This is a genomic window from Variovorax sp. V35, from assembly GCF_041154465.1.
GTDB classification, from domain to species: Bacteria; Pseudomonadota; Gammaproteobacteria; order Burkholderiales; family Burkholderiaceae_C; genus Variovorax; species Variovorax boronicumulans.
Genome location: NZ_AP028666.1, coordinates 3,003,704 through 3,019,093 on the forward strand (window position 1 = coordinate 3,003,704; position 15,390 = coordinate 3,019,093).

Annotated in this window: 13 protein-coding genes; 6 read left to right on the forward strand and 7 right to left on the reverse strand. The window is 68.8% G+C overall.

Annotated elements, in window-relative coordinates; translation table 11 throughout:
* Positions 1-2: 2 nt before the first annotated feature.
* From eutC to eat, 3 genes are read right to left on the reverse strand one after another with little or no spacing between them, the layout of a single operon-like run.
* On the reverse strand, positions 3-812 hold the full coding sequence (gene eutC, locus ACAM42_RS13910) for an ethanolamine ammonia-lyase subunit EutC (protein WP_369632358.1): 810 nt from the start codon (positions 810-812) through the stop codon (positions 3-5).
* Complete coding sequence (locus ACAM42_RS13915; RefSeq protein WP_369632359.1) at positions 809-2,203, reverse strand: ethanolamine ammonia-lyase subunit EutB; 1,395 nt, start codon at positions 2,201-2,203, stop codon at positions 809-811. The genes eutC and ACAM42_RS13915 overlap by 4 nt, the downstream gene beginning before the upstream one ends.
* 9 nt (positions 2,204-2,212) lie before the next feature.
* Positions 2,213-3,619, reverse strand: a complete 1,407-nt coding sequence (gene eat / locus ACAM42_RS13920) for an ethanolamine permease (protein WP_369632360.1) — start codon at positions 3,617-3,619, stop codon at positions 2,213-2,215.
* Positions 3,620-3,754: 135 nt separating this feature from the next.
* Here eat and ACAM42_RS13925 point away from each other — a divergent pair, with 135 nt between their 5' ends.
* The 3 genes from ACAM42_RS13925 (at position 3,755) to ACAM42_RS13935 (ending at position 5,425) form a co-directional block, all read left to right on the forward strand.
* On the forward strand, positions 3,755-4,168 hold the full coding sequence (locus ACAM42_RS13925) for an FKBP-type peptidyl-prolyl cis-trans isomerase (RefSeq protein WP_159272246.1): 414 nt from the start codon (positions 3,755-3,757) through the stop codon (positions 4,166-4,168).
* Positions 4,169-4,453: 285 nt separating this feature from the next.
* Positions 4,454-4,948 (forward strand): pentapeptide repeat-containing protein, encoded by a 495-nt coding sequence (locus tag ACAM42_RS13930; protein ID WP_095744888.1) that lies wholly within the window; start codon positions 4,454-4,456, stop codon positions 4,946-4,948.
* A 9-nt stretch (positions 4,949-4,957) separates the two neighbouring features.
* Positions 4,958-5,425 carry a hypothetical protein gene (locus ACAM42_RS13935; RefSeq protein WP_369632361.1) on the forward strand — a complete coding sequence of 156 codons (468 nt, stop codon included), beginning with the start codon at positions 4,958-4,960 and terminating at the stop codon, positions 5,423-5,425.
* 168 nt (positions 5,426-5,593) lie between these two features.
* On the opposite strand, the gene ACAM42_RS13940 is transcribed toward ACAM42_RS13935, so the two are convergent.
* Positions 5,594-7,192 (reverse strand): glucan biosynthesis protein, encoded by a 1,599-nt coding sequence (locus ACAM42_RS13940; protein WP_369632362.1) that lies wholly within the window; start codon positions 7,190-7,192, stop codon positions 5,594-5,596.
* 239 nt (positions 7,193-7,431) lie between these two features.
* On the opposite strand from ACAM42_RS13940, the gene ACAM42_RS13945 reads away from it, so the two are divergent.
* Positions 7,432-8,184 (forward strand): alpha/beta fold hydrolase, encoded by a 753-nt coding sequence (locus ACAM42_RS13945; RefSeq protein WP_369632363.1) that lies wholly within the window; start codon positions 7,432-7,434, stop codon positions 8,182-8,184.
* Here ACAM42_RS13945 and ACAM42_RS13950 read toward each other — a convergent pair.
* From ACAM42_RS13950 to ACAM42_RS13960, 3 genes are all read right to left on the reverse strand, one after another.
* A complete protein-coding gene (locus ACAM42_RS13950; protein WP_369632364.1) occupies positions 8,177-9,220 on the reverse strand; it encodes an RNA methyltransferase in 1,044 nt (347 codons plus the stop codon). The two genes, ACAM42_RS13945 and ACAM42_RS13950, sit on opposite strands and share 8 nt — an antisense overlap.
* Positions 9,221-9,368: 148 nt before the next feature.
* Positions 9,369-12,611, reverse strand: coding sequence for a hypothetical protein (locus ACAM42_RS13955; RefSeq protein ID WP_369632365.1), 3,243 nt, complete (start codon positions 12,609-12,611; stop codon positions 9,369-9,371).
* Between the two features lie 220 nt (positions 12,612-12,831).
* Positions 12,832-13,218: a DUF4259 domain-containing protein gene (locus ACAM42_RS13960; RefSeq protein ID WP_369632366.1), complete on the reverse strand. Its 387-nt coding sequence runs from the start codon at positions 13,216-13,218 to the stop codon at positions 12,832-12,834.
* Positions 13,219-13,547: 329 nt separating this feature from the next.
* On the opposite strand from ACAM42_RS13960, the gene ACAM42_RS13965 reads away from it, so the two are divergent.
* Both ACAM42_RS13965 and ACAM42_RS13970 read left to right on the forward strand, forming a co-directional pair.
* Entirely contained in the window at positions 13,548-14,549 is a 1,002-nt protein-coding gene (locus ACAM42_RS13965; protein WP_369632367.1) for a hypothetical protein, read from the forward strand.
* A 40-nt stretch (positions 14,550-14,589) separates the two neighbouring features.
* Positions 14,590-15,390 carry a DUF1266 domain-containing protein gene (locus ACAM42_RS13970; protein WP_369632368.1) on the forward strand — a complete coding sequence of 267 codons (801 nt, stop codon included), beginning with the start codon at positions 14,590-14,592 and terminating at the stop codon, positions 15,388-15,390.

Genomic DNA, 15,390 nt, shown 5'->3' on the forward strand with positions numbered 1-15,390 from the left:
TGCTATGTCTCCTGGGGATCGGTCCCGGGATCATAGGCAACGGCGTCCGGGCCTGCAGCCAGCACCGCCAGGTCACTCTCGTCCTTGAGCCCCACACCGCTCAGCCCCCGGCGCAGCGATTCGCGCACCAGCCACGCGAGCTTGAAGGCGGCCTGCGCGTACGACAGCCCCTCGGGCCGCACGTTCGAGATGCAGTTGCGCTCGGCGTCGTGTCGACCGCGGCGTGGCGAATGGGTCAGGTAGATGCCGAGGCTGTCGGGCGAGCTCAGGCCCGGGCGTTCGCCGATCAGCATGACCGACAGCGCCGCGCCGACCGCTTCGCCCAGTTCGTCGGCCAGCGCCACGCGCGCCTGCGTGGCGATGAACACGGGCGACAGGCGCGTGCCGGGCGGCAGCTGCGGGCGCAGCGCCGCGAGCAGCGGCACGGCGTGGCGGGCGACGGCGAGCGAGGAGAGGCCGTCACCGATCACGAAGCAGACGTCGCAGCCGCCCGCAGGTCGGCCGTCGCGCAGGCGCGCGGCGTCTTCGGCATCGAGCTGGCGGCCCAGGTCGGGGCGGCGCAGGTAGGTGGTGCGGTCGGGCGCGCGGCTGCGCACGCGATCCACGTCCCACTGGTCCGCGCGCAGTGCGGCATCGAGCGCGTCGACATCCAGTGCGGCATGGATCGCGTCGCGCGCCATCGCGTGGGCCCAGCCGAAGCGCAGCGTCTCGTCGGTGGGCATGCCGGCACCGGCGCGGCCCAGCGCGAGCCGCGCGGGCGTGGCGGCGCGCCATTGCGCCCAGGGGTTGGGGGTGACCGGCGAATCGCTCATGGCGCCAGCGCGGACAGTCCGCCCATGTCGCTCAGCAACCGGTTGGCCGTGGGCGGTGCGAGCCGCCCGGCGGTGTCGGTGAGCTGCATGCGCTGCAGCCAGGCCTCGAACTCGGGCGCGCGCTTCAGGCCCAGCGTTTCGCGCAGGAAGAGGGCGTCGTGGAACGAGGTGCTCTGGTAGTTGAGCATCACGTCGTCCGCGCCCGGGATGCCCATGATGAAGTTGATGCCCGCCGTGCCCAGCAGCACGAGCAGCGTGTCCATGTCGTCCTGGTCGGCTTCGGCGTGGTTGGTGTAGCAGATGTCGCAGCCGATCGGCAGGCCCATCAGCTTGCCGCTGAAGTGGTCTTCGAGACCGGCGCGGATGATCTGCTTGCCGTCGTACAGGTACTCGGGGCCGATGAAGCCGACCACGGTGTTGATGAGCAGCGGCCGGTAGCGCCGCGCCAGCGCATAGGCGCGCACCTCGCAGGTCTGCTGGTCGACGCCGAAGTGGGCGTTGGCCGAGAGCGCGCTGCCCTGGCCGGTCTCGAAGTACATGAGGTTGTTGCCGACGGTGCCGCGCGCGAGCGACTGCGCCGCGGCATGGGCCTCGTCGAGCAGCGCGGGCGTCACGCCGAACGAGAGGTTCGCTTTCTCGGTGCCCGCGATCGACTGGAACACGAGGTCGACCGGTGCGCCGGCCTCGGCGAGCTTCAGCGTGTTGGTCACGTGCGTGAGCACGCAGCTTTGCGTGGGGATTTCGAAGCGCTGGATCACCTCGTCGAGCATGTGCAGCAGGCGCCCGAGCACCGGCAGGCTGTCGGACACGGGGTTGATGCCGATCACCGCGTCGCCCGCACCGTAGAGCAGGCCGTCGAGCGTGGAGGCAGCCACGCCGCGCAGGTCGTCGGTGGGGTGGTTGGGCTGCAGGCGCACGGCCAGGTGGCCGGGCAGGCCGATGGTGTCGCGAAAGCGCGTGACCACGTGGCACTTCTTCGCGACCGCGACCAGGTCCTGGTTGCGCATGAGCTTGGACACGGCCGCCACCATCTCGGGCGTGAGGCCCGGTGCCAGCGCGGCGAGCGCCTCGGTGGTGGCCTGCTCGGACAGCAGCCAGTTGCGGAAGTCGCCGACCGTGAGGTGCGCGACTGGCGCGAAGGCCTGCGCGTCGTGCGTGTCGATGATGAGCCGCGTGATGTTGTCCTGCTCGTAGGGAATCAGCGCCTCGGTGAGGAACTGCTTCAGCGGCGTATCGGCCAGCACGTGGCGCGCCGCCATGCGCTGCTGCGCGGTCGCCGCGCCGAGGCCCGCGAGGTAGTCGCCCGAGCGCGCGGGGCTGGCGCAGGCGAGCACCTGCCGCAGATCGTCGAAGGCGAAGCCCTGGCCGGCAATGGTGGTGCGGTAGCGCATGTCTGTTTGTCAGGGCGTGGAAGACAGCATCGCGTCCGGCGCGGCGGCGTCGCGCTGCGCTGAGGTGAGCAGGAAGTAGCCGTAGGCGGCCGCCATCAGAACGAGGAACAGCACCGTGAGCATCGGGTTGAACCAGACCATCGCGCCCAGGCACACCAGCCCGAGCCCGAGCGCGACGGCGGGGAACACGGGGTAGAAGGGCGCGCGGTAGGTGCGCAGCAGGTCGGGTTCGGTGCGCCGCAACTTGAACAGGGCGGCCATCGAGACCAGGTACATCACGATCGCGCCGAGCACGGCCATGGTGACGATGTTGGCGGTGAGCGTCTGCCCGCCGAACTGCACCCACTCGTCGCTGAAGATGGCGGCGATGCCGACCACGCCGCCGGCCAGCAGCGCGCGGTGCGGCGTGTCGAAGCGCGGGCTCAGGCCGGCGAAGTAGGCCGGCAGGTAGCCGGCGCGCGCGAGCGCGAAAATCTGGCGCGAGTAGCCCATGAGGATGCCGTGGAACGAGGCGACCAGTCCGAACAGGCCGATCCACACCAGCATGTGCAACCAGCCGCTGTTGGCCCCCACCACCGCCTTCATCGCCTGAGGCAGCGGGTCGTTGATGTTCGCGAGCTGGCGCCAGTCGCCCACGCCGCCCGCGAAGATCATCACGCCGAAGGCCAGCAGCACCAGCGTGACGATGCCGGTGGTGTAGGCCAGCGGAATCGTGCGGTGCGGATCGCGCGCCTCTTCGGCCGCCATGGCCGCGCCCTCGATGGCCAGGAAGAACCAGATCGCGAACGGGATCGACGCGAAGATGCCCGACACCGCTGCGCCGTTCAGCACGTTGCCGCCGGCCCATCCGTTGGCCACGAAATTCGCCATCGACCAGCCCGGCGCGACCACGCCCATGAACACCAGCAGCTCGAAGATCGCGAGCACGGTGACGAACAGCTCGAACGCCGCCGCGATGCCGATGCCGATCCAGTTCAGCCCGATGAAGACCACGTAGGCCCCGACCGCGAACCACTTCGGGTTGATGCCTGGGAACTGCACGTTGAGGTAGGCGCCGATGGCCAGCGCGATGGCTGGCGGCGCGAAGACGAACTCGATCAGCGTCGCGAAGCCCGCCACGAAACCGCCGCGCGGCCCGAAGGCCCGCCGCGCATAAGCGAAGGGGCCGCCCGCGTGCGGGATGGCGGTCGAGAGCTCGGTGAAGCTGAAGATGAAGGTCGTGTACATCGTCGCCACCAGCACCGTGGCGACCAGGAAGCCGAGCGTGCCGGCCGTGTTCCAGCCGTAGCTACAACCAAAGTACTCACCCGAGATGACGAGGCCGACCGCGATGCCCCACAACTGGACGGGACCGAGGACTTTCTTGAGATGACCGGTGCCGGCGGCGGGGGCCGGCGAAGCGTCGTTGGAGCGCATGGGGGCTTCCTCTCTGGGCGGATGGTGACAGTGCGTCTGTCCCAAAGCAAGGGCCGTTCCATCGGATACATCGGCGTACAGGGGCTTCACGGGGGCTGTCCATAATCGGCAGCTTTTCAACCACCGAGGTGTTTCGTGAAGTCATTTTTCTGTGCCGCGCTCGTGTCCGTCTTTGCTATCCCCGCAGCCTTTGCGCAATCCGCCGCCGTGACCACGCCCAGCGGCCTGATCTACCAGTCGCTCAAGGAAGGCACCGGCGCATCGCCCGCCGCCACCGACGTGGTCAAGGTGCACTACCGCGGCACCTTCCCCGACAGCGGCAAGGAGTTCGACAGCTCGTATAAGCGCGGCGAACCCACCGAGTTCCCGCTCAACGGCGTGATCCCGTGCTGGACCGAAGGCGTGCAGAAGATGAAGCCGGGCGGCAAGGCCAAGCTGACCTGCCCGGCGTCGATTGCTTATGGTGCGCGCGGTGCGGGCAACGGCCTGATTCCGCCGAATGCGACGCTGAATTTCGAAGTCGAGCTGGTGTCGGTCACGAAGAAGTAGTGGTCGCGGCCGGTTGGAGCCGGCTTGGGCAATGGGCGGTGCGTGCAGTCCATCACGCTGCTCGCCACGCAATAGTTGCCCGATTCTTTCCCCCTGTTTTTGCGCACATGGGCCTCCCACAATCCGCCGCCTGACTCCTGATCCACAGGAGCGGCTTCTGGGAGGAACACATGTCCGCATTCCGTGCTGCGCCAACGCGCACGCTTCATAGCAATGGCACCGCCACTCTGATGTTTCTGGGCCGCGTGGTGCCCTCATGTGCAGTCGGATTTTTCGAGGTGCACCATGAGCGCTAAACAAATCATCGAGGACCACGACAAATGGCGAAAGGGCGCAGGCGGTGCGCCGGCGGGTCTTTCCGGTCAGAGCGACGGCAATGCCTACGCTGGCCTCGACCTGAATCTGGTCACTTTCTCGTCGAGCGCTTTCAGCGGCAGCAGCTTCACATCGACCACTTTTCAAGACGCTGTCTGGAGCATGTGCCAGTTCAGCGGCTGTTCCTTCAGTCAGTGCGACATGCAGCGGATCGCGATCAGTGGATGCACCTTCGTCGATTGCACTTTCAGCGCGTCGCAGCTCAAGGCCAGCACGCTCCGCGATTGCACCTTCACCCGTTGCAACTGGACCGCACTCAATTTCGATGCGAGCCAGTGGTCGCGCTTGAAGTTGCTCGAATGCCGAGGCACGCAGGTGAGTGCGACCAACCTGCAGGGCGAGCAGGTCGACTTCACGGGCAGTCAATTCGAAGACATGCAACTGACCAACGCGCGAATCAACTGAGGCTGCAATATGTTGTGGCTTCCTTTTTCGATCATCGGCGCGTTCATTGGCGGATGTGTTGGTCTCACCATATGCGGAGATTGTGCGCACAGTGCGGGTGACGCGATTGGTGCCGTTCTCGGTATTTTCTATATGGCTGTCGGCGCGCTCGCCGGCCTGATTGCTGGATGCATCGGTGGTCTCATTTTTTCGGCATGGGCCAAGAAGGCCCATCTGTCTTCCGTCGAGAGCCAATCAGCTATCGATAGTGCCGACAAGTGGTTTGACGGAGGCTCACCGTGTCCGTATTCGGGTCTTTGGGTCGCGCGGGTGGACGACAGCCATGCGCTGGCCGACGCATTCAACATTTGGAATCGAACCGCCAGGGTGCTCAAGGGAGACCGATTTCCTCATCCGTCGACCATGTTGGCTGGCGTAGTCGTTGCAGACATCCGGTGGAAGTGTCTGGACGGGGCATCGGATTGCCCGAGGATGTAAGCGTGTCTGATCTCGCCATTGGGCATCCGTAGCACTGCGAATCAACGAACTCTGGCTTCGCTTCCGAGGCTGAGGCAGGTCACTGCCCACAGCATCGACCCTTGTCAGATCTCGAAATTTGGCTGCTGCGGATGCCCCGCGGCCTGCCTTGCCGTCCGGGGCTCCCACTCACCCCGGCTGGTACTGATACAGCCAGGTCTCCGTCAACGTCTGATCCCCGTTCTTCAGATACAGCCGCATGTCTACTGGCTCCGTGCCCTCGGGCGTGAAGTCGAACTGCGCGCGCCAGTGGCCCGGCACGCCATTCGGCACGGCTTCGGCGAAGACGTAGGAGAACTTGCCGCGCGGCGCGGTGAGCACCAGTTCGGGCTTGACGCCGAAGGGCACGGTGGTGAGCGGCTGTCCGATGAACTCCACCATGAATTTGCGCACGCCTTGCGGGCGCGGCTGGCCCGGTTGGCCGCCGCGGCCGATGCGGGTGGCGACGCAGCGCGCGAGCGGTGACGGAAAGGGCTCCTGGTCGGTCCAGTGCAGCCGGTATTGCAGGCTGTAGCTCGCACCCGCCTTGGCATCGGCCTTGGGCACCCAGAAGGCGACGGTGTTGTCGTGGATCTCGTCGTCGGTCGGGATCTCGATGAGTTGGACCGAGCCTTCGCCCCAGTCGCCCAGCGGTTCGATCCACAGGCTGGGGCGCTTCTCGTAGTTGACGCCATCCTGGTAGTGGTCGAAGTTGCGGTCGCGCTGCAGCAGGCCGAAGCCGCGCGGCCGGGTGTCGGCGAAGGCGGAGGCGCGGGTCTGCGTGGGGTTGTTGAGCGGGCGCCAGATGCGCTCGCCCGCGCCGTTCCAGATCGCGAGGCCGTCGGAGTCGTGCACCTCGGGGCGCCAGTCGATGGCGGTGGGCTTGATGGTTTCCGAGTACCAGTACATCGACGTGAGCGGCACCAGGCCCAGGCGCGACACGTCGCGGCGCAGAAAGATGCGCGCATCGATGTCCATGATCACAGCCTTGCCGCGCTGCATGACGAACTTGAACACGCCCGTGACGCTGGGCCCCTCGAGCAGCGCGTAGACGGTCATCGAGGTGGTGTTGCCCGCGGCCGGCGTCTCGAAATAGAAGCGCGTGAAGTTCGGAAACTCCTCGGGCTTGTCGGGCACCGCGACGTCGAGCGCGATGCCGCGCGCCGACAAACCGTATTGGTAGAGCTCGCCGATGGCGCGGAAGTACGAGGCGCCGAGAAAGGCGACCCAGTCGTTCTTCTGCCAGTCGAGCTTGCCCTGGTCGCCCAGACGGCTTTCCTGCAGGCGAAAGCCCGCGAAGCCGGCGCCTTCGGGCAGTGCGCGCGCGGGGCTGTCAGGGGGCATCGAGAAGTACGTGGGGCTGTAGAGCACCTCGCGCGCAAAGCTGTCGCCGCCGGCGGTCTCCAGCACGTGCATGCGCACCGGCGTCTGGAAGAAGCGGCCGAGGTGGAAGAACGTGACGGGAAACGCGCCGGGCCCGTCGCGGAAGAGGGCGTTGGCGGGGTCGAAGCGGATCTTGCCGTGCGCGTCGTAGTCGATGCGCTCCAGCACCTGCGGCGCCAGCGGCGCGGCGGCGGTGTAGGGGCGGGCCGCGAGGCGCTTGGCCTGCGCGACGAGCGCATCGAAGGAGAAGGGCGCCGGCTGGCTCAGTTGCAGGCCGTTGGCGGCCAGTGCCTCTTCGGGCAGTCCCAGGGCGGCGAGTGCGGCGGCGGCACTGCCGGCGGCGAGGAAGGATCGGCGATCAAGCATGGGTTCTTGAGGGGCGGCGAAAGCCTTTGGAGGAGAAGGGAAAAGAGAAGCGTCGGGGAGACGGGGGAAAAACAACGCCAAGCATGCCTCGGACCACAGGGTACGGCGCGTCAGCCATTCCGCGCAAACGGGGCCGGACAAGGCCCCGCGCTGTCTTGCGGCAGCGGGTGCCGATCGGGCCCTTTTCGGGGCGTCGCCGGGTATTCTCGCGCCATCGAAAGTGCCAGGAGACAAAGGACATGTACACGGAACAAGGCGGCGAAGGCCCGGACCTGCTGGTGCTGCTGCACGGCATGGGCGCGACAGGCGCGGTGTGGGCGCCGCTGTGCGCGCAGGCGGGTACGCGATGGCGCGGTCGTTGGCTGGCGCTCGACCTGCCTGGGCATGGCACATCGGACCGACAGACCTCTTACGCCATCGGTCAGCACGCGGCGACCGTGGCGCGTGCGGTGCTGCCGCATCTGCAGCCCGAAGGCCGACTCGTGATGCTCGGACATTCGCAGGGCGGTGTGATCGGCCTGGCGCTCGCGACGGGGTGGTTCGGCGTCGTGCCGCACCGGGTGTTCGCGGCCGGCATCAAGGTCGCGTGGAGCGATGAAGAGGTCCGCCGCATGGAGACGCTGGCGACGCAGCCCGCGAAGAAGTTCGCTACGGAAGAAGAGGCTCGGGACCGCTATCTGAAAGTCTCCGGTCTCGCGGGGATCGTCGATGCAGCGGCGCCCGTCGTGGCGCGCGGCGTTGCGCAAGATGGCGAGGGATGGCGCCTCGCCATGGATCCGCGCGCCAATGCCGTGGGCAAGCCGCCGCTGTCCGAACTCGTCGGCCTGGCGCGCTGCCCCGTCCACCTCGGGCAGGGTCGGCACGACGCGCTGGTGACGATGGAACAGACCCGCTCTCTCGACCCCGACGCCCGCGACCTGGGCCCGCACGGCCACAACGTGATGGTCGAGGCGCCCGGCGCAGTGTGGGACTGGATGGCCTCGCTCAGCTGAGCCGGTCGTCGGCGCGGCGGATCGGCACCGTCACCCGCACCTCGGCCGCGCGTGCCCGCAGCTGGCCGCAGCCGCCGTCGACGTCCTGGCCGGCCGAGTAGCGCAGCTTCGTGAGGATGCCGCGTTCGTGCAGCGTGCGGGCCATCTGCTCGCAGCGCTCGCGCGACGGGCGGCCGAAGTCCACGCCCTCCACCGTGTTGAACGGGATCATGTTCAGCACGCCGTACTTGCCCGAGAGCAACCGCACGATGCCTTCGACTTCTTCGGGCCCGTCGTTCACGCCTTCGAGCAGTGTCCACTGGTACTGGATCGGGTAGCCGGTGGCGCGGGCGTAGTGCTCGCCCGCGTCGATGAGGGCTTCGGGCGTCAGGTTCGGCGCGCGCGGCAGGAGCTTGCGGCGCAGCGCCGCATCGGTCGTGTGTAGCGAGAGCGCCAGCGCGGGCCGCACGCGCGCCTGCAGCAGCCGCTCGAACACGCGCGGATCGCCGACGGTGGAGAACACCAGGTTCTTGTGGCCGATGTTGCCGACCGTGCCGAGCAGCTCGATGGCCTCGATCACGTTGTCCAGGTTGTGCGCCGGTTCGCCCATGCCCATGAACACCACCTTGCGCACGGGCCGGCGCAGGCGTGCGAGCGCCACCTGCGCAATGATCTCGGCGCTTTCGACCTGGCGCAGCAGGCCGTCGCGGCCCGTCATGCAGAACTGGCACCCGACGGCGCAGCCGACCTGCGAGGAGACGCACAGGCCGTCGCGCGGCAGCAGCACGCTTTCCACCGTCTGGCCGTCGGCCAGCGCAACGAGCAATCGCTCGGAGCCGTCGGCGCCAGGGTGAACCGCATGGATGCGCGCCAGGCCCGCCAGTTCGGCTTCGATGGCCGGCAGGGCGTCCATCAGTGACGACGGGAAGAACGTGGCCGGCAGGCGCCTGCCGCTGTTGCGCGGCAGCGCGTGCGACCACAGCCGCAGGATGCGCTGCTCGTGGCTGGGGCCGGCCCCGGCCTCGCGGAGTCGTCGTTTCAGTTCGTGGATTCGCATGCGCGGCGTGGGGCAAAGGGGCTCGGGGGAGCGCCAATTGTGCACGGCAGGCATGCGAAGGCGCGGCGCGCCGGAGCGGGCGCCGCGCCTGCGGTGCGTGAGAAAGCGTGTGAAGGGGAGGGCCGTTGCCGGCCGCTCCCGCCTTCGGTCAGCCCAGCAGGCCGTGCAGGATGTTCGTCACGGGCGCCAGCGCGGAGCCTGTGCCGCTGTGGTCAAACAGGCTGGTGATCGGGGCCACGACCTCACACACCAGCGGCGTGACCGCGTGCTCGACGGTGTTCACCACCTCGGCGACCACCGGGGCAACTGCCGAGCTGGCGCCGGCCAGGATGTCGGCCGCGGGCACCGCGGCGCCGGATGCGGCTTGCGTGGCCTCGGCCACGACCGGTGCCACGGCATCGCTTGCATGGCAGAGCACCGACGACACCGGCTCCAGGATGTCCGCGACGGGGCTCTTGCCTCCGAGCAAGCCGCCGAGCAGGCTGCCCACGAGGCCGTCTTCGCCGACGATGCCGCCGAGCAAGCCGCCTTCGCCGCCACCGAGGACGCCGCCCAGCAGGCCGTCGTCACCGAGCACGCCGCCAAGCAGACCACCGTCGCCGCCGAGAACGCCACCCAGGAGGCCGTCGTCACCGAGCAAACCGCCGTCTCCGCCGAGAACGCCACCCAGGAGGCCGTCGTCACCGAGCACGCCGCCGAGCAAACCACCGTCACCGCCGAGGACGCCGCCCAGGAGACCGTCGTCACCCAGCACACTGCCGAGCAGACCGCCGTCACCGCCGAGGACGCCACCCAGGAGGCCGTCGTCACCGAGCACGCCGCCGAGCAAACCACCGTCGCCACCGAGGACACCACCCAGGAGGCCGTCGTCACCGAGCACGCCGCCGAGCAAACCACCGTCGCCACCGAGGACACCACCCAGCAAGCCGTCGTCGCCCAGCAATCCACCGAGCAGACCACCGTCGCCGCCGAGGACACCGCCCAGCAAGCCGTCGTCACCCAGCACGCCGCCAAGCAATCCGCCGTCGCCGCCGCCGAGCAGGCTGCCCAGAAGGCCTTCGTCACCCAGCAAGCCGCCGAGCAGGCCTCCCTCACCACCGAGGACACCACCCAGCAGGCCGTCGTCACCCAGCACACCGCCGAGCAGGCCACCGTCGCCACCGAGGACGCCGCCCAGAAGGCCGTCGTCACCCAGCACGCCGCCGAGCAGACCACCGTCGCCGCCGAGCAGTCCGCCCAACAAGCCATCGTCACCCAGCACACCGCCGAGCAAGCCGCCGCCGTCGCCACCAAGGACGCCATTCAACAGGCCGCCGACCGGGCCTTCGGCACCGAGGATGCCGTCGTCGCCCAGCACACCGCCCAGCAGGCCGTCGTCACCGAGGACGCCACCCAGGAGCCCGTCATCGCCCACCAGGCCGCTGAGCAAGCCGTCTTCGCCGCCGAGCAGGCCGGCCAGCGGGGTCGCGTTCAGCAGGGAGCCGACTGCGCCGTCGGGGCCGAGCAGGCTGTCCACGAGCCCGTTGCCACCGAGCAGTCCGCCGGTGAGGCCCTCGCTGCCGAGCAGGCCGGACAGGGCGCCGTCGCCGCCGAGCACGCCGCCCAGGATGCCTTCGTCACCGAGGAGGCCGTTGACCAGGCCGTCGTCGCCCAGCACGCCGCCAAGCAGACCGCCCTCGCCGCCGAGGAGGCCGCCCAGCAGGCCGTCATCACCCAGCACGCCGCCGAGCAAGCCGCCTTCGCCGCCGAGAACACCGCCCAGCAATCCGTCGTCGCCGAGCACACCGCCGAGCAGGCCGCCATCGCCACCGAGCAAGCCGCCCAGCAGGCCGTTGTCACCCAGCACGCCGCCAAGCAAGCCGCCTTCGCCGCCGAGGACACCACCCAGCAGGCCGTCATCGCCCAGCACACCGCCGAGCAGGCCCCCGTCGCCACCGAGCAGGCCACCCAACAGGCCGTCGTCACCCAGCACACCGCCCAACAAGCCGCCTTCGCCGCCGAGGACGCCACCCAGCAAACCGCCATCGCCCAGCACGCCACCGAGCAGCCCGTCATCCCCCAGCAACTGCCCGATCAACCCGTCTTCGCCGAGCACGCTGCCCAGCAGGCTGCCGTCACCCAGCAGCCCCTCGAGCACCTGGCCGACGACACCGTCCGTGCCGAGCAGGTCGTCCACGAGGCCGTCCAGGCCCAGCGGGGTGGTGATGCCGCCGAGCAGGCCTTCGCTGCCCAGCACGTTCTCCAGCGCATTGCCCAGCGCGTCGGTCAGGTAGTCGACCTGGCCGATCAGCGAGCCGACGAGGGCGTCGGTCAGGCCATCGCCGAGCAGGCCGTCGACCACCGGGGTCAGCACGCCGCCCACGTGAACGGCGATGTTTTCGACCGCGTTGTCCACCGGTTCGAACTCATTGGGATCGTTGGGCTTGAACTCCTCGCCGGTGACCGGCGAGAGCAGGTCGTCGACGAGGTCGGTGAGGCCGTCGGCCACCGGCATCAGCGAGGCCAGCGTGCCCGACGAGCCGGAGGCGCTGCGCACGTTGGCCGCACCGCCGCCCAGGCCGAGCGCGTTGTCGAGGGCGCCCAGCAGGTGCCCGGCGAGGCCGTCGCCCGGATCGAGCAGGTGGTCTGCGTCGGCATCGGCATCCGCGTCCGAATCGGCGTCCGCATCAGCGTCGGCGTCTGCATCCGAATCCGCGTCGGCGTCCGAATCGGCATCGGCATCGGCGTCTGCATCCGAGTCGGCGTCGGCGTCTGCATCGGCATCCGAATCGGCATCCGCGTCGCTGTCGCCGATGCCCGAGACGAACAGCGGGAACCCGCCGCCGTCGCCGCCGCCACCGCCGCTCAGCGCGGCGCCCAGGCCGATGGCGCCCAGCGCGCCGAGTGCGAATTCGCCCAGGCCGATGCCGCTGCCGGCTGCGGTCTTCTTGCTCACGGCGAGTGCCGCGGCTTCCGCGTCGCTGTCGGGCGAGGTGACATCGAGGTTGCCGGCGGCCACGTCGACGTTCACCTGCTCCAGGCCACTGGACAGCTTGGTCGAGGTGATGGTGGCGTCGGTGCCGCCCGCGAACACACCGGCCAGCGGCGCCTTGTTGGTGGCCGAGCCGGGGAAGAGCACGTTGGCCTGCCCGCCGTCGGGCACGATCACGCGGTCGCCGGCGATGAGGGTCTGGTTGCCGTCCACCGGCATGCGAAATCCGTCGCGCATGACGACCGTGCCGGGCGTGGCGTTGGACAGGGTGCCCAGGCTGGTCGGCCCGGCGGGCGCGGCCATGGGGGCGCTCGACCCGACAGGGCCCAGGGGCGTGACGCTGGCCTGTGCAAGCACCACGGGAGCGCCGCTTTCGGCGGCGGCGGGGATCGAAGCGATCGGCGATACGGTGGTGGTCATGCGGCCTCCTCGTCAAATAAATGACTACAGAGGGCAACATGCGTGCCGCCTTCGACTTCGGCCGTCAACGACGGGCCGAAAACGCCGTATCTCTTTGATTCGAAACGATTTTTGTGCGAATGGCCCTGTCAGGCCAATGGTGCAAAACGGGCAGCTGTCGCCACTCGTTACGTAACACGGCGCACGCTTTGGCCGGAACGCCGGGCGCGTTCAGCGTGGTTCAGCCGCGCAGCCGGACCTGCAGGCTCTTCAGGTTGGCGAGCCACGCGAGATAGTCCTCGTCGTCCTCGCCCAACTCGGCCCAGGTGTCGTGGCCGTCCGCGTCGGGGTCGTCGAGGATGGCCTGCAGCGCGTCGGCGGCGGCATGGCGCAGGTCGGTGGGCGGCGCGGCCTTGCCGGCGCACCAGTCGACGGCGTCCGGGTGCGCGTCGGCGCTGCCGTGTCCGGCGAGCAGCGCCAGCACTTCGGCCGCGGCGACGGTACCTTCGGTGGAACCTGAATCCAGCGTCTCGCGGATGAAGGCGAGCGCGTCGTCGGCTTCCTGCAGTTCAGCCAGCCAATCGAGTGCCTCGTCGTTGCCGAAGCCTGCTGTCGACCATGTACCCATTCGTTTGACTCCCGTGTGTGGCGTGTCGCGGTGCGGCCACGGTTTGAAGATGCGCTGATGCTAGCGACCCGATGGCGTGATCGCGCGGCCTCTCAGAATTCGTCAGAATGCCAGGCGACGCTTCCCAGTAGCATGGCCGCGCTCCTGACATGGGGGCGCGTGATCATCCAGTCCGTGAGCCGCCGGGGAACACTTCCCTTGGGCCGGCGTTGCGGCGGTGTCCTTCCAGGACACGCCGCGGTCACGGCCGATCTGCCGTGCATGGCCCACGGAAGCAGATGCCGGGCCGCTTACCCATTCACAACCACGGTTTCAGGGAGAGATTCAGCATGTCATTCGTTTTTTCGTCGTTTACCGATCACCTGGGCGCATTGCCGCCCGAACGCGCGCGCCACGGAGATGCCTTGCGCGCACGCGTGCAGCAACAGGTGCAGGCACCGTTGCATGCCGACCTGTCGGCCTTTGCCTTCCTGCCCGACCAAGCGGACCACCCCGATCACGAGGATGCGCCGCAGGTGTTCGCGCAGGCGGTCGAGCAGATGTACCTGCCCAGGCCGTGGCTGGGCGACGAGATTCCGCTCTTCTTCCTCGGCTACCACGCCATGAACCGGCTCAGCGGCAAGCGCACCTCGCAAGGCCTGCTGCTGACCGACCAGGCGGTGTACGTGCAGGACGACTTCACCGTGCTGTCCGCGGCGCCGCCGCCGGCGCAGGGCCATGCCTTGCCGGCGCGCGCGGACGACGCACCTTCGTTCGTCTCGACGCTGCTGGCGCGCTACAAGGCGTGGAAAGACTGGTCCGGCGTGGCCGACGCGCCCGAGCCGGTGCTGCTCAAACGCTGCGGCGAGCTGCTGGCGCCGACGGTCGCGGCGGTGCTCGCGTACCACGCAGAAAACGGCAGCCAGCGGCAGGCGCAGCAGCGCGTCTGGACGCTGGCCGAGCTGGTGGCCGACCACGGCGCGACCGACACCTTGCTCGACCCCGCCAACCCGAAGCTGGCCAAGAAGCTGGGCAAGGTGACGGACAAATTCCAGATTCCGGCGGGCGAGACGCTGCAGTTCGCGCTGGCCGACTTTCCGCTGTTCGGCGGCCCCTACGGCGTGGCTCTTACTGCGCAGGCGCTGTACGGCAAGGACCTGATGGAGTCGCCGCTGCGCATCGCGCTGGAGCGGGTGGAGGTGCGCGCGTTGCAGATCGGAGAGAAGGGCGACCAGTTGCTGACAGGCTCGACCCCGCCGATGGCGCTGCCGGCGCACATGAAGGAATCGCTGCGCGCACCCTTCCTCGCGTTCCTGCAGCAGGAGATCGCGCGCCTGCAATCGAAGGCCTGATTCGCCCACGCGGCATTCAACAAATTTCGGAGGGGTTTTCATGGGGTTCAAGGACACGCTCGCGCACGCGATGCTCGACAACGACAAGCTCAAGTTCGACGCCGCAGCGCCCGCGCTTTCCGCGCAGGAGCAATGGTTGGTCACGCTGAGCACGCCGCTGTCGGCCTTCAACGGCGACTGCGTGAACGCGGTGCTCACCGGCAAGGACAACGACACCTTGCGCGAAGGCATCGCGCAGGTGTGGAACGTGAGCGACCGCGCGAGCTTCGAGCAGACCGCGCGCTGGCTGACCGAGGAAGGGCAGCGCGCGAAGTACCTGCCGGCCTGGAAGGCCATCGGCGCGATCGATGCGGCGGTGCAGTCCACGCCGGGCGTGCTGCGCCTGGTCATGGACGCGTGGTTTCCCGCGTTCTTCCAGATCAAGGCGCGCGAGCACCTGGACATGCGGGCGCTGTCCGCGCAGACCGGGCACTCGAGCGCCGAGCTGAGCCAGCTGATGACGGGCAGCCAGAGCTGGGTCAGCGCCCTGCGCAAGCACTTCGGCGTGGCGCCGGATCAGCTGACGAACCTGGTGGCCTGGGACGCGGTGCGCCTGGTCAACCTGTCGCGCTGGGCCGTGCAGCTGGGCTTCATCGACCGCGCGGAGTTCGCGGACTTTGCGGGCGGCCTGGCATCGCAGGTGCGCGCGGCCTATGCCAGCTGGTCGCAGGTGAGCGCCGCGTACATCGCGGCGGGCCTGATCTGGCAGTACTCCGACGCGCGCGAAGAGCACCTGCTGCGCACCAACCGCCTGCTGCTGAGCGACACGCGCAGCCCGTGGCGCAGCGTGCCTTTCGCCTGA